This window comes from Nitrospirillum pindoramense (assembly GCF_007827955.1).
Taxonomy (GTDB): Bacteria; Pseudomonadota; Alphaproteobacteria; order Azospirillales; family Azospirillaceae; genus Nitrospirillum; species Nitrospirillum amazonense_B.
This window is the reverse complement of record NZ_VITR01000010.1, coordinates 211,109-236,207: the sequence shown is the minus strand read 5'-3', so window position 1 is coordinate 236,207 and position 25,099 is coordinate 211,109. Positions and strand designations below refer to the sequence as shown.

Sequence of the window (25,099 nt, the reverse complement as noted above, 5' to 3'; positions counted from 1 at the left end):
GGAATTTTTCCCGGGAAAATCGGGAAGGGGGCCTATGGCCGGGCCGGATACTTGCGACTAGCCTTTCATCAGCTCCATCCTTCCGGTGCGCCCCATAATGAAAAACGTCCCGGCCGGTCTGCTGGCCCTGCTGTGCGCCACCTGTTCCACCCTTGCCTTGGCGGCTGAGGCCGATCCAGCGCCCGACGGCGCGCCACCCACGCTCAGCGACATCATCGTCATCGGCGTGACGCCCCTGCCGGGGGCCAACGTGCCGCTGGACAAGGTGCCGGCGGCGGCCGCCACCCTGTCGGCGGACGATCTGGCCCGCATCCATTCCGTCTCCATCCTGGACGGCATGGCCCAGCGGGTGCCCGGGCTGGCGCTGTCGGACACGCAGGGCAACGCCCTGTTCCAGGACATCCACTATCACGGCTTCACCGTCTCCCCCCTTCAGGGGACGCCCCAGGGCATCGCCGTCTATCAGAACGGTGTGCGCCTGAACGAGGCCTTCGGCGACACCGTGAACTGGGATCTGGCGCCGGAGGTGGCGATCAACCGCCTGACGCTGGCCACCAACAACCCGGCTTACGGCTTGAACGCCCTGGGCGGGGCGGTGACCCTGGAGATGAAGAACGGCTTCACCGTCCAGGGCGGCAGCGCCGAGCTGCTGGGCGGCAGCAACGGCCGTGCCCAGGGCTCCGCGGAGTTCGGATGGCAGTCCGGCAATTTCGGGCTCTACATGGCGGCGGAAGCGACGCGCGACGATGGTTGGCGCAAGCAGTCCGCCTCGGATGTGGAGCGCTTCTACGCCGACGCCGGCTGGCGCAGCGACGTGGCGGAGGTGCATCTGGTCGCCGCCGCCGCGCGGTCCAGCCTGGGCGTCGTCGGCCCCACGCCGCTGGAAATGATCCAGGCGGACCAGACATCGGTCTACACTTGGCCGCAGACCACCAAGAACGACAGCGGCATGCTGGCCTTGAACGGCAAGGCCGACGTGGCCCCCGGCTGGTCCATACAGGGCAATGTCTATGGCCGCCATTTGGGTCAGAAGCATGTGGATGGCAACGACGGCAATTTCGAAGGCTGCAGCCGCCGCTCCTCCTACGGTGGTCAATTGTGCCTGGAGGATGACGCGTTCGGCACGCCGGCGGGGGGCAAGACCACGGCGTTCCGCAATCAGTTCGTCATCACCGACTTGGCCGGACACACCTTCGCCTATGATGGCGACGCCAATTACGGCACCCTCGACCGCACCTCCACGGACACCACCTCGGTCGGTGGGTCGCTGCAACTGACCAGCGACCGGCCCTTGATGGGGCTGCCCAACCGCTTCGCCGCGGGCGGCAGCATCGACCACAGTGATATCCGCTTCACCGCCACCAGCACCCTGGGGGTGATCAACCCCGACCTGTCGGTCACCACCCAGGGCGACGCGGCGGATGACATCGCCGGCGCCGGCCTGATCATCCGCACCCTGGGCAACCTGGGCTATGCCCCCGTCTGGCTGTCCGGCACCACCGACTATTACGGCGCCTATGTCACCGACACGCTGGACCTGACGCCGGCCCTGTCGCTGACCGCCGGTCTGCGCCTCAACGTGGCCGACATCAGCACCCGCGACCGCAGCGGCGCCGCTCCCGAGCTGAACGGTGATCACCGCTACACCCATTGGAATCCCCAAGCCGGCCTGACCTATCAGTTGGGCGGCGGGTTCAGTGTCTATGGCGGTTATTCCCAGTCCAACCGCGCGCCCACGCCGCTGGAACTGGACTGCGCCGACCCGCTGCGCCCCTGCCTGCTGGAAAATTCCCTGGTGGCCGATCCGCCGCTGCGCCAGGTGGTGGCCAACACCTATGAGGCCGGCGTGCGGGGCACCCAGGGCGTGGCCAATGGGCGCCTGGATTGGACCGTGGGGCTGTTCCGCACCGACAGCGACAACGACATCGTGGCGCTGGCCAGCAGCATCCAGGGCCGTGGCTATTACACCAACGTGCCGTCCACCCGCCGGCAAGGTGTCGATGCCGGCCTGACCTTCGCCAGCGAACGCTGGCAGGTTTACCTGAACTACAGCTTCGTGGATGCGACCTATCAGTTCGACGGCGTGCTGGCCTCGGCCAACAACCCGTCAGCGGATGACAATGGCACCATCACCGTCCATAGCGGCGATCGCATTCCGGCCATACCCCGCCACCAGGTGAAGCTGGGCGGCGATGTGCTGGTGACCCAGGAATGGACCGTGGGCGCCGCCGTGCAGTACTACGGCAGCCAGTACCTGGTGGGTGACGACGCCAACCAGAACGCGCCGCTGACGCCCTATTGGACCATGGATTTGCGCACGTCCTATCAAATCCTGCCGGACATCCAGGTGTTCGGCGGCATCAACAACCTGTTCGACCGACGCTATGCCAGCTATGGCACCTATTTTGAGCTGAGCGGCGCCAGCGACGTGCTGGGTCGGCAGCTGAGCGATGCGCGCACCCTGACCCTGGGCGCGCCGCGCACCTTCTACGGCGGTGTGAAGGTTTCGTTTTAAGGCATTGAAGTTCATGAGTTCCAACGGGCGACGCGATAATCCTCCCGCTGGAAGGGGGGCCGGTTTCATCCGCTGCCGGCCCCCCTCTTTTTCTCATTTCGGGCCTATTGGGCGGTCACGCGCCAGACGGTGTTGCCCACGTCATCGGCGATCAGCAGGGCCCCGGTCTTGTCGATGGCCAAGCCCACCGGACGCCCATGGGCATGGCCCTCCGCATCCAGGAATCCGGTGACCACGTCCATCGGTTGGCCATTCGGCTGTCCGTTGCTGAATGGTATGAAGATCACCTTGTAACCATTTGGAATATTTCTATTCCAACTACCATGTTCACCGACGAAGGCACCGCCCTGGTAGGTGCTGGGCAGGCTGGTGCCGGTGGAGAAGGCCATGCCCAGCGGGGCGACGTGGGTGCTTAGGGCATAGTCCGGCACGATGGCGCGGGCGACCAGGTCGGGGCGTTGCGGTTTCACCCGGGGGTCCACATGCTGGCCGTAATAGCTGTAGGGCCAGCCATAAAAGCCCCCGTCCTTCACCGAGGTCATGTAGTCCGGCACCAGGTTGGGGCCCAGTTCGTCACGCTCGTTCACCACCGCCCACAGCGTGCCGGTCTGCGGTTCCCAGCTGAGGCCGTTGGGGTTGCGCAGGCCATCGGCATAGATGCGCCATCGGCCGGTGGCGCGGTCCACCTCCCAGATGGCGGCGCGGTTCTTTTCCGCCTCCAGTCCGTTTTCGGTGATGTTGCTGTTGGACCCGACGCCGACATAAAGCCGGGTGCCGTCCTGGCTGGCCAGCAGGCTCTTGGTCCAATGATGGTCGATGGGGCCGCCGGGCAGGGGCGTCAGGGGGGTGCCTTCCGCCGTCATCCGCGTTTCACCCTCGGTATAGGGATAGCGCAGGATGGCGTCGGTGTCGGCGACATAGAGATCCCCGCCAACCAGGGCGACGCCGAAGGGGGAATTGAGATGGTCCAGGAAAACGGTGCGCGTTTCCGGCACGCCGTCGCCATCGGCGTCGCGCAGCAGGGTGATGCGGTTGCTGTCCTTGGTTTCGCCGCCGGACGTGGCCATGGACTCCACCCAATGCATGATCAGGTCCTTGGGCCGCTTGACCGGCTCACTTTCCGGCGCCACCGATTCCACCACCAGCACGTCACCATTGGGCAGGACGTAGAGGGACCGCGGATGGTGCAGGCCGGTGGCCAGCGCCTGGATTTTCAGGCCCTGGGCCACGGCCGGCCTCTCGCCATCCTTCCAATCCACCACCTTGGCCACCTTCAGGGGGGGCAGCAGGTATTGCTCCGGTTTCGGCAGCGTCGGGTTGGCGCCGACCTGGGCGTTGGGATCGGTGCCTTTGCTGCCATCGTCGCAGGCGGCAAGGCTGAAGGCGGCGGCACCTGCCAGGATGAGGGGGCGAAGACGGCGGGCGATCATGACCGCACCTCCACGACACGGCGCCGCTGCACCAGCACGGACCAGCCGATCCAGTTGCTGGTCAGCACCACGACCAGCGCCAGGGCTGACAGGATCAGGCCCTGGGGCACAACCGAGGTCCAGGCGTCGCGGCTGTGGACGAAGCAATTCAGGACGGCCAAGCCCAGCGCCAACAGGTTGCCCAGAACATGCGGCCAGGTTGGCGCCCAGGCGGGTGCCTGGATCACGAGATAGCGGCGCTGGGCCAAATCGATCAGCCCCGCGATCAGGGCGATGCCGCCCAGGACGGCGCCGGCGAACAACAGCCAGGCTGAGAAGTCCGCCCACATCATCTCCGCCGTGCGCCAATAGGCCAGGTCGGTGAAAAAAGCGCCGATGAAGCAGGCGCTGGGAAACGGCACCAGCATGGGATAAAGGGGCGCACGGACCACCTCAACCGGGGCGTCTTCCACCGTTGTCAGGTGGATCGGCGTCCCTTGGACGGTCGATCGGGTGATGTCACTGGGCATGGCCGCTCCTTGGTCGCAATCATCCTTGCGCGTCCAATCGCTTGGAGGCGCAGGTGGTTCCAGGGCGCAGGCCACCGCAGTTCAAGCGCCCCGGTACGCCATCCATCAATGCATCATTTTTCCATAACGTATCTTATCGGCTTTTCATATGTGGGCGCAAAGTTAAAATGTCAGCCTCCCCAAGTTGGAATTGTCAGCCGCCCTGCCGGCCGATAACGGACTGTGATGACGCCGGCGGGGCCACGGGTGGAGAAGCGGAGAACGGTTTGCCGACGGATAGGGTGCCATCATAAGCCGCGCCGGATATCATCGTGATGCCGGCGGGCGGAATGTCCGCTGCTTCACCCAGCGGGTTGGGACCGCATTTCACATCGGTCAACGTCAAGGACGTGCCGCGACAGTTCCAGGCGCTGCCGCCCGTTGGTGAGACATCCAGACTGACGGTTTCCCTTGCCGGGAGAGTCGCCGCCATGGGAAGCAATGCGCCGTTCCGGTCCGTGGGCGCCTTGCGAGCATGGGTTCTTCCCACAAAAATCAATATTTTGGCATCGGGATGGGCTTGGTGCGCCGCGATGATCCCAACGGCCATGGCCTTTTCATAAAGGCCCGGGTCCGAGGAAGCCGGCACCGGTTGGAAAGGCACGAACGACACCGCGATGTCGGGACCAGCCAGGGTGCGGACATGCTCCAGCATCCGTGCCATCGCCACACTGCTGCGGCCATCGGCCATGCCGCCGGGGTCCGCCGCGAAAAACGGCAAGGCCGCCGCCGGGGATTCAGGATGGCGGCTGAAATTGCTCAGCGCTTCCGCGTTGGTCACGGGAAACTCCAAGGCCAACACCACCTTATGGAATTTGACCGCGGCGGCGCAGGCGATATCGGCGACCATGGCCGGAATTTCCGCCGTGCCGTGGAGATCACCCACCACGAAATACGTCTTGGCCGAGTCCAGGAAGGTGTCGACACCGGGAACGGGGGTACATTGCGCCGCCCTGCCCGCCTGCGGCGCCATCAGCAGGGCCAGGGCCGCAGTCAGCGCCAGGATGGAAAGGACTGAACGGCGCATAGACCATACCCCTTGTCGTTTTGTCGCGGTCCAACGGTACCATCACCCTCAAAGGGAATCACAGAAACACTCTGTAACCTTTTATAAGCACCTACTCCTTCACGCAGGCATAGGCGCCGCGTGAAATGGGGCCGATGTTCTCCGCCGTCACCGGCACGCCGCTGCGATAGCCCTGGGGACAGACCGCCATGATCCACCAGCCGCCGGGTGGCGTGATCTTGGAGGCCAGGCTCTGTCCACTTTCCAGCGTGATCAGGCGCAAAGACGCCGGCGCGGCGCTGCGGCGTTCCTCCAGGAGGATGGGCTGGTTGCAGACATTGGTCATGAGCCGCACGGTGTCGTCCTCCGGGTCGGGCGAAATGCTCCGGCAGCGCTCCACCTGGGGCAAGGTCGGCTGGCCCGCGTCCCAAGGTGGGGCCGTGGTGTCCGGGGACGGTCGGCGCTCCGGCGGCAGGGTGATCACCTGGACGAAATCCGGATTCTCCCGCGCCGTGGGCCAATCGGCGCGGATCAGGTTGTAAACGGTCGTCATTTCCTGCCCTGGCTCCGTCACTACGTCGGGCCGCACCCCCACCCCTTCCCAGCCTGCGCTACCATCCGGCGCCCGCAACAGCTTGATGGGCAGGAATAGCGACAGGCCGCCGGGCAGATCCTCCCAATGACCGGCGATGCCGGCGCCCGCCGTCGTCTGGCCCACGATGGTGGCCCGTCCGGCGCGTTGCAGGCCGAAGGCGAACCCCTCCGCCGCTGATCCGGTATGGCCGTCGACCAGGATGTAGAGCTTCGCGTCGGTTAGGCGCCGTCCGGGAACATAGCCGTAGGTCCATTCCTGCTCTTCCCGCGCCGGATCGCGGTGGACGCCCCGCACCAGCAGGCGCTGCTGTCCCACCGGAAAGAAGTAGGTGGCCAGGAACACTCCGATCTCGCCATTGCCGCCGCCATTGCCGCGCACGTCGATGATGACGTAATGCGACCGCGCGGCCAGGGCCATGGCGGCGGCGGCGCTGGCGAAGCCATCCTCATTCGCGACCCAGGGCCCGGGAGAGCGGATGGTGGCGACCGGCAGATCAGGGTCAACCTGCACGGCGGCGATGCCGTGGTAAGGGCCCGTTTCAACCTCGCGGTCATCGGCATGGCCGGCGCCGCACCGGATGGTCAGGTGCCGATCCTCATGTTCGGTCCGCAGGTCGCGGGTCAGCGTCTCCGCCAGGGCGCAGGGCCCCTTCCCCTCAAATCGACCGGCCTTGAGTCCGCGTTCCAGGCCCCTTTCGTAGCGTGCCGCGATGTCAGGCAGAGGATAGTGGTCGTGCAGCAGCCGGCTGATGGCGGCCACAACCTCGGCGACCTGGGCGGATGGGAGGGGCGCCTCCCCGATGTCCGCCGCCCGCCCCGTCGCGCAAATCAGGCCAATACCAAGAAGAAGCGGCAGGAGACGTCGCATGGACCGCGCTGCACCCCGAAGTGAAGGACAGCCCCTATCCTATGGATCGCCCAAGGACGGTCACGCGCGGAGCGCGGGCGGGAGAATTTGTCGCACGGGCGGCGGAGGCTCCCGCCGGTGGCCGGGCTTTTAGTTCAGGAACCAGATACCTGCGTTCAGCGCGCTGGCGAAGGTGACCCAGGCGGCATAAGGCAGGAACAACAGGGCGGCTGTGCGGTCCTGGCGCCAGGCGGTGCCGATGAAGGCCAGGATGCTGGCCAGCAAGGCCAGGACGATGGCCAGGGCCAGGCCGGGCAAATGCGCGGCGAAGAAGATGGGGGACCAGCAGAAGTTCAGCACCATCTGGATCCACCACAGGCGCATGGGCCGGCTATCGCGATCCCGCCGCCACGTCAGCCAGCCGGCCACGGCGATCAAGACATACAGCAGGGTCCAGGCCGGGGCGAACACCCAGTTCGGCGGGGTGAAGCCGGGCTTGGCCAGGTTACGATACCACTCGGCCGGCGCTGTCAGATAGCCCAGGGTCAGGCCTATGCCCAGAACCAGCACGATGAAGAGGATGAGGGCAGGAAAACGCGCCGCCGGGGCCGGCGCTTCATCCTCATGGATCGTCATGGGCGGCTATCCTCGGGCAATGTCATGTCTACCAAGGGATTGGTACACAATAACATCGCGGTTGTCGCGGCCGTTTCGCCCCGCGCCACGTCAGGACCACTTGCGCCGCTGGGGCCGGGAGCGCCGTTGGCGCCCCCGAATCCCCCCGATTGTCGTCTGATTACTTCGGCGCGTCGGCGATGGCCCAGGAGAAGTCGGCGCGGGTGGCCTGGTCGGTGAAGTACTGCTTGTCGGCGAACAGGTTGATGGGCTGCTTGTAGTTGGCGGGATAGGTCGGCCCCTTGCCCACGCCGGCCAAGGCATGACAGCTGATGCAATTCGACTGGATACCATCGGGAATACCCGGATCGGTCTCAAGATAGGGGTTGAAGCACACGTCCATCTTCTGCTTCTGCCCGCTGGCGGCCACGGCCGGCACCTGCTGGCTGTAGTTGGTGCACATGGCGTAGTTGCGGTACGGTGCGGGCAGGCTGGCGGGCTGCCCCTGCTTGCTGCCCGGGTACTTGTTGGGCGTATCGGCACCCGGCTGCCAATAGAATGTCTGCCAGGCCCAGAACGGCACTTCCTTCGTGTTGACATGCATGGCCACCAGCACGCCATAGTCGCCTGCGGCCGCCTTGACCTGCTGGGCCTTGCTCAAGGACTGCGCCTCTTCCTCAGTCAGCTTGAAGTTATAAAGCACCGTCACCGGCGCGTAGTACTGCACGGTGCAGGACAGCTTGGCGGCCTTGGCCGAGGCATCCAACGCGGCGATCTGTTCCTTGCTCAGCTTCTTGCCGGCCGGGATGATCTCATCCCCCGTGGCGGCCGGGTCGATGGCGACGCAGACTTTCCAGGTCTCCGGGGTGGGGTTCTTCGCATCGGTCGATTGCGCCGGTCCCTGCCACAGCGGCATCGGCGTCAGGCCCGAGGCCTTCACCACGCTCATCACCGGCTTCAGTTCCAGGGCCTCCACCGGGAATTCGCTGATGCTGCGGTTCTCGGTGGGCGTGCCGCTGGGCCAAGCCGCGTTGATCTTGTTCAACGCGGTTTGGGAGTTGACCTCATAGGTCCCTTGCAGGCCCGCGATGTACTGCGGTGACCGGATGAATTTCGCCGCGGCGGGGCTGAACTTATTGAACGAGACCACTTGGGTACTGCTGGCTGGGTCGTTGGGTAGGGCGTTGCCGCGCAACAGGGCCAGGTGGGCGAACTGATGAGGGCGCCTGAAATGCCGCGCCGGTTCCGCCATTTTGTCGCCGCCCGACGCCGTCAGCTTGGATTGCGGTGTGGCGAACACCTCTTCCGTGCCCAGCCAGGTTTCCCAAACCGGCAGTTCCTTGCCATCATAAGTGGTGCCCGACGCCGCATTCAGACCGGCCCAGACGGTCCAGCTGTGCTGACGCAGCTGGTCCTGGTTGTTGTTGGTCACCCAGCCTTGAAGGGTGGCCCCCTGCGTGCCGATGGCGTAAGAGGCTGGAATATCAACAGGAACGATCTGCGCCATCGCGGCCGTGGGCATCAAGCCGATGCCGAGCAGCACGGCCAAGGTGGCGGTTGAAGAATGGACACGCATGCTTTCCCCCTGTCACTTGTGGATGGGCCGGCGAACCAGGGCCAGGCTTTGCGGGTGTATGCGTGACATTATCAACTTATAGAGAAAAAAATCATCATTAATATAACTTTAACGAGTAGTCGCGAGGCGGTGCTCGACGCTTCTCGGCGTCCATGTTCGATGTCATGATCACGTCGTGGGTGATGTCGCTTGGGGGAGACGGGTTTGGTTGGACGCGCGCCGTACCGCATCACCGTGGGGCCCCGCACCTGGACCTTCGCCGATCTGAAGGACCTGATGGCCAAGGCGACGCCCCCCCGGTCCGGCGACCGGCTGGCCGGTATCGCCGCCGCCAGCGCGGAGGAGAACGTGGCGGCCAAGATGTGCCTGGCCGACCTGCCGCTGAAGACCTTCCTGACCGAAGCGCTGGTGCCTTATGAGGCGGATGAGGTCACCCGCCTGATCCTGGACCGGCACGACGCGGCGGCCTTCGCCCCGGTGTCGCACCTGACGGTGGGCGGGTTCCGTGACCACCTGCTGTCCGACCAGGCGACGCCGGAGACGCTGGCCGCCCTGGCTCCCGGCCTGATGCCGGAGATGGCGGCGGCAGTTTCCAAGATCATGCGCAACCAGGACCTGATCCTGGCGGCGCGCAAGTGCGGTGTCGTAACCCGGTTCCGCAACACCATCGGCCTGCCCGGCACCCTGGCTGTGCGGTTGCAGCCCAACCATCCAGCGGATGACCCAGGCGGTGTGGCGGCCAGCATCCTGGATGGCTTGCTCTATGGCTGCGGCGACGCGGTCATCGGCCTGAACCCGGTATCGGACAGCCTGTCGGTGCTGGGCGACCTGGCGCGCCTGATCGATGGCGTCATCCAGCGCTTCGCCATCCCCACGCAGGCCTGCATCCTGACCCATGTCACCACCAGCATCGAACTGATGAACCGGGGCGTGCCGCTGGATCTGGTGTTCCAGTCGGTGGCGGGCACCCAGGCGGCCAACCAGGGCTTCGGCGTCAGCCTGGCCCTGCTGCGCGAGGGGATGGAGGCCGCCCAGGCGCTGAAGCGCGGCACGGTGGGCGACAACGTCATGTATTTCGAGACCGGCCAGGGCAGCGCCCTCTCCGCCGGCGCCCACCATGGCGTGGACCAGCAGACGCTGGAGGCACGGGCCTACGCCGTGGCGCGGGAGTTCCGGCCCCTGCTGGTCAACACGGTCGTCGGGTTCATCGGGCCGGAATACCTTTATGACGGCAAGCAGATCATCCGCGCCGGGCTGGAGGACCATTTCTGCGGCAAGCTGCTGGGCCTGCCGCTGGGCTGCGACGTCTGTTACACCAACCATGCCGAGGCCGACCAGGATGACATGGACACGCTGCTGACCCTGCTGGCCACCGCGGGGGTGTCCTACATCATGGGCGTGCCGGGGGCCGATGACGTCATGCTGAATTACCAGTCGACCTCCTTCCATGACGCCCTCTATGTCCGGCGCCTGCTTGGGCTCAAGCGGGCGCCGGAGTTCGAGGCCTGGCTGTCAGCCATGGGCATCGCCGGCGCGGACGGCCGCCCCCTGCCCCAGTCGCCCAGCCAGCCCCTGCTGCGGGGATGGCGCTGATGGACCGGCCGACGGTCACGCCCGACGCCTGGGCGCACTTGGCTGGTGCCACCCCCGCGCGCATCGCCCTGGGTCGCGCGGGCGATAGCCTGCCGACGGCGGAGGTGCTGCGCTTCGCTCTGGCTCATGCCCAGGCGCGGGATGCCGTGCACACGCCCTTCGACGCCGCGGGGCTGGTGGAGCAACTGGCGGCCCTGGATCTGGCGCCAGTGGCGGTGCACAGCGCCGCGCCAGACCGCGCCACCTATCTCAACCGTCCGGACCTGGGCCGCCTGCTGGATGCGGCCAGCCGCGATAGGCTGGCGACCGTACCCGCCGCCACCCCTGACTTGGCCATCGTCATCGCCGACGGGCTGTCGGCCACCGCCGTGCATCGCCAGGCCCTGCCCCTGCTGGCCGCCTTCCTGCCCTGGGTCCGGCGGGAGGGCTGGCGCCTGGCGCCGGTGGTGGTGGCGTCGCAGGCGCGGGTTGCCCTGGGCGACGCGGTGGGACAGGCGCTGGGCGCCCGTGCCGTGGCCATGCTGATCGGGGAGCGGCCGGGCCTGTCCGCCCCCGACAGCCTGGGCGTCTACCTGACCCTGAACCCCGCCCCCGGGCGCCTGGATGCGGAGCGCAATTGCCTGTCCAACATTCGGGATGGCGGCCTGTCCCACGACCTGGCGGCCTTCAAGCTGGCTTGGCTGTTGCGGCAGGCGCTGCGCCGGCAGGTGACGGGCGTCGCGCTGAAGGATGAGAGCGACCACTTGCTGGTCGACGGCCGCGCGCCCATGTTGCTGGCGGACTGAAGAAGAGGTGGCCGTGCTGCGGATGGGATGGGTGGCGGTGTCGATGATGGCGCTGGTTTCGGGCGCTTGGGCACAGACCGGGCGCGTGGACGAGCGTACCCTGCCCTATGCCCCGTTCCCATCAGATCTTAAGGCAATGGACGACGTCATCAAGGCGCCGCTGAGCGACGACTTTGTCGCCAAGACCTACACGGCTCCAGACGGCCGCACGGTGCCTTATCGTCTGTTGGCACCGGCGACGGTGGCGGCGCAGCCGACTTTGGCCAAGCTGCCCCTGGTGGTGGTCCTGCACGGCTCCGGCAGCATCGGCCAGGACAACGCCGCGCAGATGACTGGCTTCGCCAAGGCTTGGGCGCTGCCCGACGTGCGGCAGCGCTTTCCGGCCTATGTGGTGGTACCGCAGGTGGACACGCGCAGCGCCGACTACGCGCCGGGGGTGGATGGCCTTTTGGCATCCCACCCTGGTGCTTCCCTGCCCGCCGTCTTGGCCCTGGTGGACGATCTGGTGGGGCGCCTGCCGGTGGACACGACGCGGATTTATGTCGTGGGCTTCTCCATGGGGGCCTCGGCGGCGCTGGATGCGTTGGTGGCCAAGCCCGGCCGCTTCGCCGCGGCGGTCGTCTTCTCCGCCGTGCCGCCGGACCGGACGCAAGCTGCCGGGGTGGCCGCCGTGCCTACCCTGCAGGTGCATGGTGACGCCGATATGGAAAACCCTTACGCCCCCGACCATGCCTGGGCCGAGGCGGTGGCCGCTGCCGGTGGCGCCCCCGTCTTCATCCGATACCAGGGTATGGAGCACCGCTTGCCGCCGGACATGATCCTGGCGCCTGGCTGGCGGGAGTGGCTGTTCGCCCAGCAGCTCAGGGTCGCTGTGCCCCGCCCGTGATGCCGCGGCCATACCGTGCCAGCAGGGTCAGCACCGCCTCATCGATCACCCGCCCCACCTCCGCGTCGCTCACCCCCTGGTCGGCGGCCAGGAAGGTGGGCCAGAAGATCAGGTCGTTGATCATGCCCAGGAACTGGCGCGCGGCCAGGGGAACGTCATGGATGGCCATGGTGCCGGCCGCGATTTCCGAGCGCAGATAGGCATGCAGGCGGTCCAGATAGGGCGCTTTGCCCCGCTGGAACAGGGCTTGGCCCAATTCGGGGAAGCGCGGCGCCTCCGCGATGATGACGCGGAACAAGGGGCCGGTATGGGGCTGGCGCAGCTTGCCGGCGTAATCATGGCCGATGGCGGTCAGGCCCCCGGCCGGGTTGCCCGGCGGCGGCAAGGGGCGTTGCAGTTCCGGGTCCGCCTCCCACAGCTGCTCCATGATGCCTTCGAACAGGGCGGCCTTAGTCGGGAAGTGCTTGAACAGGGTGCCGGTGGAGATGCCGGCCTCCTTGGCCACCTGGGCCAGGGTGGTCCGGTCATAGCCCTGGGACAGGAAGGCCTTGCCGGCGGCGGCCAGGGCGGCCGTCCGCTTTTCCGATTTCACCCGCTGCCTGTACTCTTCCACAGCCATGGCTGCCCATTCCCCCACTCCCGCGCAGGCCGGTTGTATACCGGCGGGGGCGGCGGGGGTAAGGGAACAGATGTTCCCTTACCTCACCCTCCGGGAAGATTTCAGAGGGGGCCGTGGTTCAGGTGGGGCAGGACGTAACGGGCGAACAGGTCGCATTCCCGCGCATGCGGGTAGCCCGACAGGACGAAGGCCTCGATGCCCGCCGCCTGGTAGGCCCGCAGCTTGGCCAGCACCTGGTCGGGATCGCCGACGATGGCGGCACCGCAGCCGGACCGGGCGCGGCCGATGCCAGTCCACAGGTTCTCCTCGACATAGCCATCATTGTCCGCCGCCTCGCGCAGGCCGGCCTGGCGGCTGACGCCCAAGGAGGCGCTGTCCAGCGACTGCTTGCGAATACGCTCCCCCTCCGCCGCGTCCAGGCGGGATAGCAGGCGGTCGGCGGCGGCGCGGGCCTCCGCTTCGGTTTCGCGCACCACGACATGGACGCGATAGCCGAAGCGCAGCGTGCGGCCGTGGCGGGTGGCGCGGGCGGACAGGTCATCGACGATGGCCTTCACCTCGCTCAGGCGGTCGGGCCACATCAGGTACACGTCGGCCCCCTTGGCCGCCGCCTCCCGCGCGTCTTCCGACAGGCCGCCGAAATAGAACAGCGGCGCCCGGCCGCTGACGGGCCGCACGCGCGGCGGCTCGACCGCGACGTTGTAGAACTCACCCTTGAAGTCCACCGCCTCGCCGTTCAGCAGGCTGCGCAACAGCGCCATCAGTTCGGTCGTGCGGGTATAGCGGGCGACGCTGGACAGGGTTTCGCCGGGCATGTCGCTGGAGATGATGTTGATGCTCAGCCGGCCCTGCAGCATCTGGTCCAGCGTGGCCAACTGGCGCGCCAATTGCGGTGGCCACATTTCCCCACAGCGGATGGCCACCAGCAGTTTCAGCCGGCGCAGCAGTGGCGCCATGGCGGCGGCGAAGGCGGTGGTGTCGATGCCCAGGCTGTAGCCAGACGGCAAAAGGATGTTATCGTATCCCCCCTTCTCCGCCGTCAGCACGATATTCCGACAGTGCTCGAAACTGGACAGCAGGGCCGGATCGCGCACACCCAGGAATTCGTAGTCGTCGTCGCAGAGGGCGGAAAACCAGCTCACCTCACAACGGGGAGCGGCCGATAACGACGTCTGGGAGGACGGGGATGTGGTGTTCGACATGGGGGCTCAGGCCTTTCCATCTGGCGGGCATGTCCGGGAACGGAATTGTTAAGTCCCTGAACATGAAGCGAAATCGTTGGTGCTGACCAGGGTGGTCGGGCCCCTGTCCAGGCGCGCCCACTGTCCACGCCGTCGACCTATGTTTCAACTGATTTTTTGTGGGGAATGTTCGCCACGCATACGCCAATTGTCCAAATTGGTGATGAAGTTCGTTGACCGCGTTAATTTGCGTGCCGAATATGTCCGTGAAAAATCTTAAATAAACACATCTTTCAATGTGAATTAAACCCAGAAGGGGGTTCAAGGGATGCAGGCCGTTGCCAACACCGTTGTCGGATCGACGGGTAAAGGTTGTTTGTCAGTTCGTCTGCTGGGCGGTGTCGCCCTGGCGCTGTCGCTGGCCGGTGCCGGCGTCCATGCCGCCGAGGCGCCGCAGTCCACCCCCGCCGATGCCGACACCCTGACCGAGATCATCGTGACGGCGCAGAAGCGCGGTGAAAACCTGACCTCCGTCCCTGTCGCCCTGTCCGTCGTTACCGGCGACGCGCTGGCCCGTGCCGGCGTCAGCACGTCCGAATCCTTGCCCAACCTCGTTCCCGGCGTGACCTTCCGCAAGGGCACCACCAACAAGAATTCCGCACTCAACATCCGCGGCATCGGCACCCTGTCGTTCAGCTCGGGCGCCGAGCCCAGCGTGTCCACCGTGGTGGACGGCGTGGTTTATGCCCGCTCCGGCATGGCGGTGACCGACCTGCTGGACATCGACCGGGTCGAGGTGCTGCGCGGCCCCCAGGGCACGCTGTTCGGCAAGAACGCCTCGGCTGGCGTCATCAACATCGTGACGGCGGAGCCCCAGCACAGCTTCGGCGGCTATGCCGAAGCTTCGGGCGCCGACAATGGTGAGGTGCGGCTGCGCAGTTCCATTTCCGCCCCCATCAGCAGCGACCTGGTGGCGCAGTTGGCCGCCTTTTACGGCCACGCCGACGGCAACGCCCGCAACGTCCATAATGGCCATGACATCAACGGTTATGACCACAAGGGGGCCCGCGCCAAGCTGCAGTGGACGCCCACCGACGCGGTCAAGGTCACCTTCATCGGCGACTATGCCGAGGCCGATGACAATTGCTGCGCCGAATCCATCCAGATCATTTCCAACAGCGCCGCCAACGTGCGCGGCCTGATACCGGCCCTGGCCCCCGTCTATCCATCGGCGACCAACAAGGACATCAACAACGACGTCGATCCGCGCACCAAGGATCGCAACTTCGGCGCCTCCGTCCAGGTGGACTGGTCCTTGCCGGCGGGCACTGTCACCTCCATTTCCGCCTGGCGCGGCTGGCACAATGTGGAGACGCGCGACGGTGACTTCACGGCCAGCTATCCGGCCTATGTCGGGTCTTCCGTCCCGGGCGGCAGCACCAGCCTGGCCGACCACGGCTATGTCGACCTGAACCAGTATTCGCAGGAACTGCGCTACGCGTCCGACCTCGGCGGCCGGTTCGATTACGTCGGCGGGTTCTTCTTCTTCCACACCGACACCAAGGAACGCTTCACCCGGTCGGACGTCACCTGCACCGCCTCCACCCTGGCGGCGCTGGCCAACGGCAACATCCCCTGCGCGTCGGGCAGTTCCACCTACGCCCGCGCCTCCGGCACGGCGGTGGACAGCGTGACCACCAACAACGAGGCGCTGTTCGGCCAGGGCACCTATCATATCACCGATGATTTCCGCCTGACCTTCGGTGGCCGGTTGACGCATGACGAACTGGACTACACCTTCCAGCGCGTGGCCACGGCCACCGGTTTCGCCGGCATCGGCGCCAGCTTCGCCAGCGCCAACAACTACAGCCGCAACGACGCGTCGGCCAAGGCGGGGGTGCAGTACGACCTGGGCCCCAACACCATGGCCTATTTCACCTATTCCCAGGGCTACAAGGGACCGGCCTACAACATCTTCTTCAACATGGCGGCCAACAACACCGGCCGCCTGTCGCCGGAAACCTCCAACGCCTATGAGGTGGGGCTGAAGACCTCCGCCCTGGACAACAAGGTGGTGGCCAGCCTGGCTCTGTTCCGGGACGACATCGACGGCTTCCAGACCAACAGCTTCACCAACATCAACGGCGCCGTCGTCAGCACCCTGGTCAACGCCGGCACGGTGCGCACCCAGGGCGTGGAATTGGACTTCCTGACGCGACCCCTGCCGGGCCTGACCCTGAACGGGGGGGCCGCCTACACCGATGCCACCATCGTGCAGTTCGCCTGCCCCACCGGCGCGCCGGCCACCTGCTATTACCCCAATGGCAAGGTGCTGCCCTATGCACCCAAATGGAAGCTGACGGCGGACGCGGCCTACAAGCTGCCCCTGCCGGACAGCGTGCCGGTCGGCGTCACCATCGACACCAGCTACTCCTGGCGGTCGGACCAGCAGATGGACATCGGCGAGGCCCCTGCCACCATCCAGAAGGCCTATGGGATCTGGAACCTGGGTGTGGACTTCGCCGCCCCCGAGGATCGCTTCGTCGTCCGTCTCTACGCTCAGAACCTGCTGAACCAGTTCTATGCGGCCTCCAAGGTGCCGGACAGCGCCACCAGCGTGGTCAACGGCGTGGCCGTGCCCTCCACCACCTATGTCCGCCTGGGTGTGCCGCGTGATGCCCAGCGCATCCTGGGCCTGGGCATCCGGACAAAGTTCTGAGGCATGGGCATGACGACGCAGACCGACACCGGCCCGGCCGCCAGCGCCGCAACTCCCCCGGCCCTGGCGGCCCGCCGGCCTTTGGGCTGGGCGCCGTGGCTGGTGCTGGCCTGCGTCTTCACCGCCACGGCCCTGAATTACGCCGACCGGCAAAGCATGGCGCTGCTGAAGCCCATGATCGACGCCGATCTGGGCTGGACGCAGGAGGATTACGGCCTGGTCATGACCGCCTTCCAGGCGGCCGGCATGCTGGCCCTGGTGGGGGCCGGCTGGTTCATCGACAAGGTGGGCCTGCGCTGGGGCTATCCCTTGGCGGTGGCGGTGTGGAGCCTGGCCGCCATGGCCCACGCCGGCGCGCGGACCACGGGACAGTTCCTGGCCTGTCGCTTGGCCCTGGGCGTGGCGGAGGCCGCCAATACGCCGGCGGCGGCCAAGGCGGTGGCAGGCTGGTTTCCCGCCGACCGCCGGTCCATCGCCATCGGCCTGATGAACGCCGCCCCCAACGTGGGCGCGGTGCTGACCCCGCTGATCCTGCCTTGGCTGGCGCTGGAATGGGGGTGGCACCTCACCTTCCTCATCACCGGCGCCGCCGGTTTCGTTTGGCTGGCCGCGTGGTTCCTGCTGCCCTCCCGCCCCCGGGTCCAGGTTGTGGCGGCCCCGGTGGAGGATCAGCCGGCGTGGCCGTGGCGCCGCCTGCTGAGCGACCGGCATTGCTGGGCCGTGGCGGGGGCCAAGTTCCTGACCGACCCCGTCTGGTGGTTCATGCTGCTGTGGATGCCGGACTTCTTTCACCAGCGCTTCGACCTCGACATGCGTCACATCGGGGCGCCGGTGGCCACCGTCTACGCCCTGGCCACGGTGGGCGCGTTGCTGGGCGGCATCGTGCCGGCGCGGCTGCTGGCGGCGGGGGTGTCGCCCAGCCGGGCGCGTTGGATCCCCATGGCGGCCTCGGCCCTGCTGGTGCTGCCCTTGCCCTTGGCCCTGTTGGCCGACAGCCCCTGGCCGGCGGTCCTGCTGGTCGGGCTGGTGCTGGCGGCGCACCAGGGCTTTTCCACCAATGTCTTTGCGCTGGCGGCCGACGCCTTTCCCGTTCGTATGGTGGGCACGGCCATAGGCGTGGGCGCCTTCTGCGGCAATCTGGGCGGGGTGCTGATCCTGCAGGCCACCACCTGGCTCTCGGCCCACGGCGGCTATCACCCGCTATTCATCTATTGCGCCGTCGCGTACGGCCTGGCCTTCCTGCTGGTACGGACCTTGATCCCCCGCGTGCGGGTGGCGGAGGGGGCGTGATCTATCCGCCCTGTCGATGGCGTCGCATGGGTTTTATCGATTTTTCTTTCACCCCCGCGCCCCGGTCTAATGGCCCCAAGACGGGAGGAAACAAGGCTATTGCGCACCCGGGGAAACCTGGGCGGTCCCGTCGTTCGCATCGGCCCCGTGGGGCATAGACAGGAACCGGCAGCATGGCGCGCACCTTCATCGACATCTCCGTCACCCTCGACAACGACGTGGTGGCCGATCCGCCCTTCATGCGTCCGCATATCGAGTACCAAACGCATAAGGACACGCTGGGCGAATTGACGATGTTCTTTCCCGAGCTGAACCCCAACGATATGCCGGATGCGGAATTCGCGGCGGCCGAAACGGTGCGCCTTTCCACCCACAATGGCACCCACCTGGATGCGCCCTGGCACTACGCGTCCACCATGAACCAGGGGGAGCGGGCCATCACCATCGATGAGGTGCCGCTGGAATGGTGCTTCAACCCCGGGGTCAAGCTGGACTTCCGCCACCTGCCCGATGGCCACGTCGTCAGCGCCGCCGAGGTCGAGGCCGAGTTGGCCCGCATCGGCCACACCCTGCGGCCCTTGGACATCGTGCTGGTGAACACCCGAGCCGGCTCCCGCTATGGTCATGGCGATTTCCTGGGCGCCGGCTGCGGCATGGGGCGGGAGGCGACGCTGTACCTGACGGAACGTGGGGTGCGCGTCACCGGCACCGACGCGTGGAGCTGGGACGCCCCCTTTTCCCACACCGCCAAGAAGTTCGCCGAGACCAAGGACGTCGGCCTGATCTGGGAAGGGCACAAGGCTGGCCGCGACATCGGCTATTGCCACCTGGAAAAGCTTTATAACCTGGAGGCGCTGCCCCCCAACGGCTTCACCGTCAGCTGCTTCCCGGCCAAGATCAAAGGGGCCTCGGCCGGTTGGACCCGGGCGGTCGCCATCATCGACGCGTGAGGATCACGTCCAGGAGGGGGCAGGCACGATGTCCGGGCGCAGGTAACGGCTGGGCGGCACGCCCAGCAGGCGCTTGAACATGCTGGTGAAGGCGGCGGGGTTGTCATAGCCTAAGTCCAGCGCCACCGTCGTCACCGCCTCCCCCGCCGCCAGCCGGGGCAGCGCCGCGAACAGGCAGGCCTGTTGGCGCCACGCCGCGAAGCTGAGCCCGGTCTCGCGGCGGAAATGCCGGGTGAAGGCCCGGCGGCTCATGCCCAGTTCATGGGCCCAGCCGTCTATGGTGGCATGTGGGTCGGGATCGGCCACGAAGGCGTGGCAGCGGGCGGCCAGCCGCGCCTCGGTGGGCAGGGGCATGGACAGGGGCAGCACGGGCAGCGACGGCAGCTCGTGCAGCAACAGCGCCATGATCAGGCTGCCCCGGCTTCCCTCGGGAACTTCGGCGGGCAACTCCGCCGCCTCGACCAGCAGCGCATGGACCAGGGGGGAGATGCCGACCACCTGGCACCGTTCCGCCCGGGGATCCAGCGCGCCCTCCTCCCGCGCCGGGGGCAGAACGGCGGGGGCGATGTACAGGCTGCGCATGGCGCCCGGGCCGGCGACCATCTCAACCTCATGCACCACGCCGGCGGGTATCCACACCGCCCGCTCCGGCGGCACCATCCAGGTTCCCTGCGCGGTGGCCACGGTCATGACCCCGCGTATGCCGTACAGCAATTGACAGCGGTTGTGCCGATGCGGCGGCAGGATGAGGCCCTGGGGATAATCGTTGCCCACCGCGAAAATCGGATCGGGCAAGTTCTCCAGCGTCTGGGACCAGACGTTCCGCACCATGGTGTTGGCCCACTGTGATAAGAAATTGGCCTGCCCCCGTAAGCGGGCCGACCCTTGCCGGGGTAGCTTGTCCACCGCCCGCTGAATTGCAAGCCATTTGGGCGGCGGGTGCCGTGAAAAAGGGGGGACGAGTGGTGAACCAAGCACAAGGTGTCATTGAAACCGCGCCCGCTGGGTCGGGCTTGGATGTTGGCCCGGCACCCGGCGCCAAGGTCGGGGGCACGGTGTTCACGGTGCTGGGGGCCATCAGCTTCTGCCACCTACTGAACGACATGATGCAGTCCATGCTGCCGGCGATCTATCCCATCCTGAAGGGCAGCTTCGATCTCAGTTTCAGCCAGGTGGGCTTGGTGACCTTGGTCTACCAGATCACCGCCTCGCTGCTGCAGCCCTTGATCGGCCTCTACACCGACGCCAAGCCCAAACCTTATTCTCTATCCATCGGCATGGGGTTCACTTTGGTGGGCCTGGTGCTGTTGGCCACGGCGCCCAGCTTCCCCCTGGTGCTGGCGGCGGCGGCCCTGGTAGGCACGGGGTCATCCGTCTTCCATCCGGAATCATCCCGCGTGGCCCGCATGGCCTCGGGCGGGCGGCATGGCTTGGCCCAGTCGCTGTTCCAGGTGGGGGGCAATGCCGGTTCCGCCCTGGGGCCGCTGCTGGCGGCCTTCATCATCGTGCCCCAGGGGCGGGGCAGCATCGCCTGGTTCTCATGCGCCGCCTTCCTGGGCATGATCGTCCTTGCCAGGATCGGCCTGTGGTACAAGCGCAACGCCAAGCCCAAGGCCGCCAAGGCGGCGAAGGAGGATCTGACCGGCCTCACCCCGCGCCAGGTGGGCCTGGCCTTCGCCATCCTGCTGGTCCTGATCTTTTCCAAGTATGTCTACCTGGCCAGCATCACCAGCTACTTCACCTTTTATCTCATGCAGACCTTCGGCCTGTCGGTGAAGGCGGCGCAGTTGCACCTGTTCATCTTCCTGGGCGCCGCCGCCGTGGGCACCATCGCCGGCGGACCCATCGGCGACCGCTTCGGGCGCAAGCATGTCATCTGGTGGTCCATCCTGGGCGTACTGCCCTTCACCCTGGTCCTGCCCTACGCCAACCTGTTCTGGACCAGCGTGCTGAGCGGTGTCATCGGCGTGTGCCTGGCCTCGGCCTTCCCGGCCATCGTCGTCTATGCCCAGGAACTGATGCCGGGCAAGGTCGGCACCGTTGCCGGCCTGTTCTTCGGCCTGGCCTTCGGGGTGGCGGGCGTGGCCGCGGCGGCCCTGGGCTGGCTGGCGGACCTGACCAGCATCACCACCGTCTACAAAATCTGCGCCTACCTGCCGGCCCTGGGCATCCTGACGGTGTTCCTGCCGGATATCGAGGGGGCGATGAAGCGGGCGCGCCAGGCGGGGTGAGGAATCACGGCGTCTTGCCGCGCTCTAAGAAATAGTCCTCGCCCTCATAGAGATAAATGGCCTTACCGTCACCCAGGAACAAAACCCGGCCAACGGGACCTTTGTCACAGGCAAGCCGCGCATCAATGACTGACCCCTTCTGAGGAATGAGGTTCTTGGCGCTCTTGGGCAAGTTGGTGCCAAAGAGTTTCATGACCTGATCGCCAGGAATGGCCCGGTTGGGATAAGAGGCATTCGTGCAGGTGATTGAGAAGGGGTCCGTGAACGATGTCGGGGCGAAGGTGAATTTCGTCCCCACCTCTTCCGGTCGCCGACCTGCGCAGTCCCTGCAGAGGACCTTGGTGACCGTCCATGTCCCGAACATCTCGGGCTTACCTTGAGTATTTCCCATCGGCTTGACATGAACACCCTCATCGGCAGTGGCGTTCGACGCTGAAGCAGTGAAGATAAGAGCAACGGCAAGTAGCAATCTCATTGGTATCGACCCTGCTTGTCGTCAGTGCGCTTTGCGCTCAATCAGAAAGTCGACGCTCTCGAAGAGATAGATTGCCTTGTCATCCCCCAGGAAAAGCACGCGGGCGTAGGGGCCGCCGCCGCAGTTCAGACGCGTGTCTATGACAGTGCCGCCGGCGGGAAGCAGCTTTTGGGCACCCTTAGGTAGTTTGAATAGTTTTACCGCCTCTGGACTGGATAGGGCCCGGTTCGGATAGGCCACGTCTGAGGCGCAAGTCGTTGAGAAGGGATCGGTAAACGCGGTGCCGGAAAGAATGATTTCCGTACCGACCTCTGCCGGCTGCCGGCCCTTGCACTGGCTGCACAACACTTTGGTCACGGTCCAGGTCCCGAACATTTCGGGCGAGCCTTGAGGGTTGGCCATCGGTGGCAGAGCAACATCCGCTTGGACAGCGGCGGTCAGCATCATCCCCATTGCGAAGACGGTTGCAGCCAACAGCTTCATTGTGCAGGCCCCTTGTAGCGAAAGAACTCCTTCTTGCGTGGCCACCACCAGGTATCAGGTACCTTGACCCGACCAACGCCTTTGGACTGCATCCCTACGAATTCAGACGACGAGAGCATGATGGCGACATGGGCGGGGAAATCATGCCTGATACCATTCTTGGTCACTTCGTATGGAACCTGACCTTTTGGAAAATAAACGATATCGCCTACCTGAGGTGGTCCTAGCACGGGCTCAAAACGTAGCCGATCCGCCGCGATTGCGGCTGAGGATTCCCGAACGAAATGCGGATTGACGGTCTTGATGGCCAGCCAAACGAAGTATGAGCAGTCAAACGCACTATCTGAAATAGGCGGAGTGGCATAGGCCGCATCCGATTTCGTGCTCCAAAGATTGAGTGCAGCAGTGGCTATACGTTCGGAAACAGAGGGTGGTGGCTGCTGGTCCATCGCGCGTCACGTGGAGGTTCATTCAACGCAGCAATGGTTGTATCGCTGGCGCCGTCTTCAAGGGGGCGGAGATCAAAAAAAAGGGGCCGCCCCCCATGGACGGCCCCTTCTCCACTCGCTCTCAGCTGACGCCCGGCCTTACTTGGCCTCGGCCGTCCAGGTGTTCAGCCAGCCTAGCACCTCCTGGTGCCATTGGACGGAGTTCTGGGGCTTCAGTACCCAATGGTTCTCGTCGGCAAAGTAGACCAGCTTGCTGGGCACGCCCTTGCGCTGCAGGGCGGTGAAGGCGCCCAGGCCCTGCTCGAAGGGGATGCGGAAGTCGCGGCCGCCGTGGATGATCAGCTGCGGCTTGGTCCACTGGTCGACATGGTTGGCCGGGTTGAAGCGCTCGTACCCGGCCGGGTTCTCCCAGACCTTGCCGCCGTTCTCCCATTCGCTGAACCACAGTTCCTCGGTGGAATAGCCCATCATGCGGTTGTCGAAGACGCCGTCATGGTTGACCAGGCACTTCCACGGGCCGTTCCAGTTGCCGGCGATCCAGTTGATCATGAAGCCGCCGTAGCTGGCGCCCAGCGCGCAGGCCCGGTCGCCGTTCAGGAACGGGTACTTGGCCAGCGCCGCGGCCCAACCCTTCTGCAGGTCTTCCAGCGGGCGGTCGCCCCAATGCTGGCTGATGGCGTCGGTGAAGGCCTGGCCATAGCCGGTGGAGCCATGGAAGTCGATCATGACCACGGCATAGCCGGCACCCGTATACGCCTGCGGGTTCCAGCGGAAGCTCCAGGCGTTGCCGAAGGAGCCCTGGGGGCCACCGTGGATGATGAAGGCCACCGGGTACTTGTGGCCTTCCTGATAATTGGCCGGCTTCACGACATAGCCGTGGACCGCTTCGTTGTTCCACCCGGGGAAGCTGAACTGTTCATAGGCGCCCAGCGTGACGGCGGCCAGCGTCTCGGCGCCCACATGGGTCAGCTGCTCCGCCTTGCCGCCCTTCAGCGACACCTTGTAGGCCTGCGACGGACCGGACAGGCTGTCGGCCATGTAGACCACGCCCTTGTCGCCGCCCTTCACCAGGTCGATGGCCGTCACATGGCCCTCACCCGTCAGCGCCTTCACGGCACCCGACTTCACATCGACGGAGAACAGCTTGGACTGGCCCACGTCGTAGGCCGTGGTCAGCAGGGTCAGGCCATCGGCGGTCCAGGCCAGCGTGTCGGCCGAACGGTCCCAGTTGGGGTCGATTTCGCGCGTCTCACCGCTCTTCAGGTCGCGGACCATGATGCCGAAGCGGTCGGCCTCGAAGGTCGGACGCTTCATGGCGCGCCAGGCCAGCTTGGACCCGTCGGGACTGAACACGGGGCCGGTGTCCATGGCAGCGTTGCCGGCCGTCAGGTTGGCCGGGGCGGCGCTGCCGTCCATGGGCACCTGCCACAGGTCCAGGTTGGTGCTCCACGGTTCCGTGCGGCCGGCCAGGCGGGCGGTGAAGACCACCGTCTTGCCGTCTGGGCTGATGGTGATCTCGCTGTCGTCGCCGAAGGGCTTGCCCGGCGCATCGCCGTCGAAGCCCTTCATCAAGGGCACGGGCGCGCCGGCGGCCACACCCTCGCCGTTCAGCGCCAGGGCGAACAGGTGGTTGCGGGTGCCGTCGGCCCACTCGTCCCAATGGCGGACGAAGACCTTGTCGAACACCACGCCGGTGGACTTGGCGATGTCCGCCGGCTTGGCCGGCTTGTCGCCCGTCTCGGTGCCGGGGAACACGGCCATGGACACGACGATGTGCGTGCCGTCCGGCGCCAGGTTGAAGCTACCCACGTCCAGCGGCAGGGCGGTCACCTGGGTGACCTGGGTGCCAGCCGCATCCGTCTTCCACACCTGCTGGCTGCCGGACCGGCCGGACATGAAGTAGAGGCTCTTGCCATCGGCCGACCAGCGCGGGGTGCTGGCGCCGCCATCGGAAATGGCCAGGCGGTGGCCGTCGCCCTTGCCATCGATCTCTTTCACCCACAGGGAGTGGGTGGCCTTGTTGTTGGCGTAGTCGACGGTGCGGACATCGAAGGCCAGCAGGCGGCCATCGGGCGAAACGTGCGCGTCGCTGGCGCGGTCCATCGTCGCCAGTTCCATTGGCGTCAGGCCGTGCTTGGCTGCCTGCGCGTCGGCCGGCGTGGCGGCCAGGGCCAGCGTCAACGCCAGCGGCGCGCAGAAAGTGACGCGCCGGGCCAGGCCCAGGGCGGAAACGGATCGGTCCATCAAGCTCTCCAGAAAGGCAGGAACCCCATCGGCCTTTGCGGCCGCTTGGCGGCCGTCATAACC

General features: G+C 66.1%; 21 protein-coding genes. 8 read left to right on the top strand and 13 right to left on the bottom strand.

What is annotated here, in order from left to right:
* The first annotated feature begins 97 nt into the window (after nucleotides 1-97).
* On the top strand, nucleotides 98-2,515 hold the full coding sequence (locus FBZ90_RS17995; protein WP_145734238.1) for a TonB-dependent receptor: 2,418 nt from the start codon (nucleotides 98-100) through the stop codon (nucleotides 2,513-2,515).
* Nucleotides 2,516-2,619: 104 nt separating this feature from the next.
* On the opposite strand, the gene FBZ90_RS17990 is transcribed toward FBZ90_RS17995, so the two are convergent.
* From FBZ90_RS17990 to FBZ90_RS17965, 6 genes are all read right to left on the bottom strand, one after another.
* Nucleotides 2,620-3,945, bottom strand: a complete 1,326-nt coding sequence (locus FBZ90_RS17990; RefSeq protein ID WP_145734237.1) for a PQQ-dependent sugar dehydrogenase — start codon at nucleotides 3,943-3,945, stop codon at nucleotides 2,620-2,622.
* Nucleotides 3,942-4,454: a DUF2231 domain-containing protein gene (locus tag FBZ90_RS17985; protein WP_145734235.1), complete on the bottom strand. Its 513-nt coding sequence runs from the start codon at nucleotides 4,452-4,454 to the stop codon at nucleotides 3,942-3,944. The genes FBZ90_RS17990 and FBZ90_RS17985 overlap by 4 nt, the downstream gene beginning before the upstream one ends.
* A 193-nt stretch (nucleotides 4,455-4,647) precedes the next feature.
* Entirely contained in the window at nucleotides 4,648-5,466 is an 819-nt protein-coding gene (locus FBZ90_RS17980) for a hypothetical protein (protein WP_145734233.1), read from the bottom strand.
* Between the two features lie 145 nt (nucleotides 5,467-5,611).
* On the bottom strand, nucleotides 5,612-6,961 hold the full coding sequence (locus FBZ90_RS17975; protein ID WP_145734230.1) for a S41 family peptidase: 1,350 nt from the start codon (nucleotides 6,959-6,961) through the stop codon (nucleotides 5,612-5,614).
* 129 nt (nucleotides 6,962-7,090) lie between these two features.
* Nucleotides 7,091-7,576 carry a TspO/MBR family protein gene (locus FBZ90_RS17970; protein WP_145734228.1) on the bottom strand — a complete coding sequence of 162 codons (486 nt, stop codon included), beginning with the start codon at nucleotides 7,574-7,576 and terminating at the stop codon, nucleotides 7,091-7,093.
* Nucleotides 7,577-7,736: 160 nt separating this feature from the next.
* Nucleotides 7,737-9,131 carry a hypothetical protein gene (locus tag FBZ90_RS17965; protein WP_145734227.1) on the bottom strand — a complete coding sequence of 465 codons (1,395 nt, stop codon included), beginning with the start codon at nucleotides 9,129-9,131 and terminating at the stop codon, nucleotides 7,737-7,739.
* Nucleotides 9,132-9,407: 276 nt separating this feature from the next.
* Here FBZ90_RS17965 and FBZ90_RS17960 point away from each other — a divergent pair, with 276 nt between their 5' ends.
* Genes FBZ90_RS17960 through FBZ90_RS17950 form a run of 3 tightly spaced genes read left to right on the top strand, consistent with a single transcriptional unit; the run spans nucleotide 9,408 to nucleotide 12,395 of the window.
* The gene (locus FBZ90_RS17960) at nucleotides 9,408-10,724 is read left to right on the top strand and encodes an ethanolamine ammonia-lyase subunit EutB (RefSeq protein WP_246130484.1); all 1,317 of its coding nucleotides are present in this window, start codon (nucleotides 9,408-9,410) and stop codon (nucleotides 10,722-10,724) included.
* Nucleotides 10,724-11,509, top strand: a complete 786-nt coding sequence (eutC, locus tag FBZ90_RS17955) for an ethanolamine ammonia-lyase subunit EutC (RefSeq protein WP_145734225.1) — start codon at nucleotides 10,724-10,726, stop codon at nucleotides 11,507-11,509. Before FBZ90_RS17960 ends, eutC begins: the two co-directional genes overlap by 1 nt.
* A gap of 22 nt (nucleotides 11,510-11,531) precedes the next feature.
* Nucleotides 11,532-12,395, top strand: a complete 864-nt coding sequence (locus FBZ90_RS17950; protein ID WP_246130483.1) for a carboxylesterase family protein — start codon at nucleotides 11,532-11,534, stop codon at nucleotides 12,393-12,395.
* Here the strand turns inward: FBZ90_RS17950 and FBZ90_RS17945 are convergent.
* Both FBZ90_RS17945 and FBZ90_RS17940 read right to left on the bottom strand, forming a co-directional pair.
* Nucleotides 12,370-13,014, bottom strand: coding sequence for a TetR/AcrR family transcriptional regulator (locus FBZ90_RS17945; protein ID WP_145734221.1), 645 nt, complete (start codon nucleotides 13,012-13,014; stop codon nucleotides 12,370-12,372). The genes FBZ90_RS17950 and FBZ90_RS17945 overlap by 26 nt on opposite strands.
* Nucleotides 13,015-13,115: 101 nt before the next feature.
* Complete coding sequence (locus FBZ90_RS17940; RefSeq protein WP_211102136.1) at nucleotides 13,116-14,156, bottom strand: LLM class flavin-dependent oxidoreductase; 1,041 nt, start codon at nucleotides 14,154-14,156, stop codon at nucleotides 13,116-13,118.
* 415 nt (nucleotides 14,157-14,571) lie between these two features.
* Between FBZ90_RS17940 and FBZ90_RS17935 the strand changes: the two genes are divergently transcribed.
* The 3 genes from FBZ90_RS17935 to FBZ90_RS17925 all read left to right on the top strand — a co-directional run bounded on the left by FBZ90_RS17935 (nucleotide 14,572) and on the right by FBZ90_RS17925 (nucleotide 19,154).
* Complete coding sequence (locus tag FBZ90_RS17935; RefSeq protein WP_186455881.1) at nucleotides 14,572-16,914, top strand: TonB-dependent receptor; 2,343 nt, start codon at nucleotides 14,572-14,574, stop codon at nucleotides 16,912-16,914.
* Nucleotides 16,915-16,923: 9 nt separating this feature from the next.
* Nucleotides 16,924-18,204, top strand: a complete 1,281-nt coding sequence (locus FBZ90_RS17930) for an MFS transporter (protein WP_145734215.1) — start codon at nucleotides 16,924-16,926, stop codon at nucleotides 18,202-18,204.
* A gap of 173 nt (nucleotides 18,205-18,377) precedes the next feature.
* The gene (locus FBZ90_RS17925) at nucleotides 18,378-19,154 is read left to right on the top strand and encodes a cyclase family protein (RefSeq protein WP_145734213.1); all 777 of its coding nucleotides are present in this window, start codon (nucleotides 18,378-18,380) and stop codon (nucleotides 19,152-19,154) included.
* 3 nt (nucleotides 19,155-19,157) lie between these two features.
* On the opposite strand, the gene FBZ90_RS17920 is transcribed toward FBZ90_RS17925, so the two are convergent.
* A complete protein-coding gene (locus FBZ90_RS17920; protein ID WP_145734211.1) occupies nucleotides 19,158-19,985 on the bottom strand; it encodes an AraC family transcriptional regulator in 828 nt (275 codons plus the stop codon).
* A gap of 134 nt (nucleotides 19,986-20,119) precedes the next feature.
* On the opposite strand from FBZ90_RS17920, the gene FBZ90_RS17915 reads away from it, so the two are divergent.
* Entirely contained in the window at nucleotides 20,120-21,385 is a 1,266-nt protein-coding gene (locus FBZ90_RS17915; protein WP_338121733.1) for an MFS transporter, read from the top strand.
* Between the two features lie 4 nt (nucleotides 21,386-21,389).
* On the opposite strand, the gene FBZ90_RS17910 is transcribed toward FBZ90_RS17915, so the two are convergent.
* From FBZ90_RS17910 to FBZ90_RS17895, 4 genes are all read right to left on the bottom strand, one after another.
* Complete coding sequence (locus tag FBZ90_RS17910; protein ID WP_145734207.1) at nucleotides 21,390-21,860, bottom strand: hypothetical protein; 471 nt, start codon at nucleotides 21,858-21,860, stop codon at nucleotides 21,390-21,392.
* A gap of 21 nt (nucleotides 21,861-21,881) precedes the next feature.
* A complete protein-coding gene (locus tag FBZ90_RS17905) occupies nucleotides 21,882-22,343 on the bottom strand; it encodes a hypothetical protein (RefSeq protein ID WP_145734205.1) in 462 nt (153 codons plus the stop codon).
* Nucleotides 22,340-22,792: an NlpC/P60 family protein gene (locus FBZ90_RS17900; protein WP_145734203.1), complete on the bottom strand. Its 453-nt coding sequence runs from the start codon at nucleotides 22,790-22,792 to the stop codon at nucleotides 22,340-22,342. Before FBZ90_RS17900 ends, FBZ90_RS17905 begins: the two co-directional genes overlap by 4 nt.
* A 138-nt stretch (nucleotides 22,793-22,930) precedes the next feature.
* Entirely contained in the window at nucleotides 22,931-25,036 is a 2,106-nt protein-coding gene (locus FBZ90_RS17895; RefSeq protein ID WP_145734201.1) for a S9 family peptidase, read from the bottom strand.
* Nucleotides 25,037-25,099 lie beyond the last annotated feature (63 nt).

What these genes read in the sequence shown, in the direction of transcription:
- FBZ90_RS17930 (WP_145734215.1), top strand. Translation starts at nt 16,924, where the DNA reads ATGACGACGCAGACCGACACCGGCCCGGCCGCCAGCGCCGCAACTCCC.
- FBZ90_RS17965 (WP_145734227.1), bottom strand. Translation starts at nt 9,131, where the DNA reads ATGCGTGTCCATTCTTCAACCGCCACCTTGGCCGTGCTGCTCGGCATC.
- FBZ90_RS17975 (WP_145734230.1), bottom strand. Translation starts at nt 6,961, where the DNA reads ATGCGACGTCTCCTGCCGCTTCTTCTTGGTATTGGCCTGATTTGCGCG.
- eutC (WP_145734225.1), top strand. Translation starts at nt 10,724, where the DNA reads ATGGACCGGCCGACGGTCACGCCCGACGCCTGGGCGCACTTGGCTGGT.
- FBZ90_RS17925 (WP_145734213.1), top strand. Translation starts at nt 18,378, where the DNA reads ATGGCGCGCACCTTCATCGACATCTCCGTCACCCTCGACAACGACGTG.
- FBZ90_RS17970 (WP_145734228.1), bottom strand. Translation starts at nt 7,576, where the DNA reads ATGACGATCCATGAGGATGAAGCGCCGGCCCCGGCGGCGCGTTTTCCT.
- FBZ90_RS17960 (WP_246130484.1), top strand. Translation starts at nt 9,408, where the DNA reads ATGGCCAAGGCGACGCCCCCCCGGTCCGGCGACCGGCTGGCCGGTATC.
- FBZ90_RS17895 (WP_145734201.1), bottom strand. Translation starts at nt 25,036, where the DNA reads ATGGACCGATCCGTTTCCGCCCTGGGCCTGGCCCGGCGCGTCACTTTC.
- FBZ90_RS17985 (WP_145734235.1), bottom strand. Translation starts at nt 4,454, where the DNA reads ATGCCCAGTGACATCACCCGATCGACCGTCCAAGGGACGCCGATCCAC.
- FBZ90_RS17900 (WP_145734203.1), bottom strand. Translation starts at nt 22,792, where the DNA reads ATGGACCAGCAGCCACCACCCTCTGTTTCCGAACGTATAGCCACTGCT.
- FBZ90_RS17910 (WP_145734207.1), bottom strand. Translation starts at nt 21,860, where the DNA reads ATGAGATTGCTACTTGCCGTTGCTCTTATCTTCACTGCTTCAGCGTCG.
- FBZ90_RS17995 (WP_145734238.1), top strand. Translation starts at nt 98, where the DNA reads ATGAAAAACGTCCCGGCCGGTCTGCTGGCCCTGCTGTGCGCCACCTGT.
- FBZ90_RS17980 (WP_145734233.1), bottom strand. Translation starts at nt 5,466, where the DNA reads ATGGCGCCGCAGGCGGGCAGGGCGGCGCAATGTACCCCCGTTCCCGGT.
- FBZ90_RS17945 (WP_145734221.1), bottom strand. Translation starts at nt 13,014, where the DNA reads ATGGCTGTGGAAGAGTACAGGCAGCGGGTGAAATCGGAAAAGCGGACG.
- FBZ90_RS17950 (WP_246130483.1), top strand. Translation starts at nt 11,532, where the DNA reads ATGGGATGGGTGGCGGTGTCGATGATGGCGCTGGTTTCGGGCGCTTGG.
- FBZ90_RS17920 (WP_145734211.1), bottom strand. Translation starts at nt 19,985, where the DNA reads ATGGTGCGGAACGTCTGGTCCCAGACGCTGGAGAACTTGCCCGATCCG.
- FBZ90_RS17990 (WP_145734237.1), bottom strand. Translation starts at nt 3,945, where the DNA reads ATGATCGCCCGCCGTCTTCGCCCCCTCATCCTGGCAGGTGCCGCCGCC.
- FBZ90_RS17905 (WP_145734205.1), bottom strand. Translation starts at nt 22,343, where the DNA reads ATGAAGCTGTTGGCTGCAACCGTCTTCGCAATGGGGATGATGCTGACC.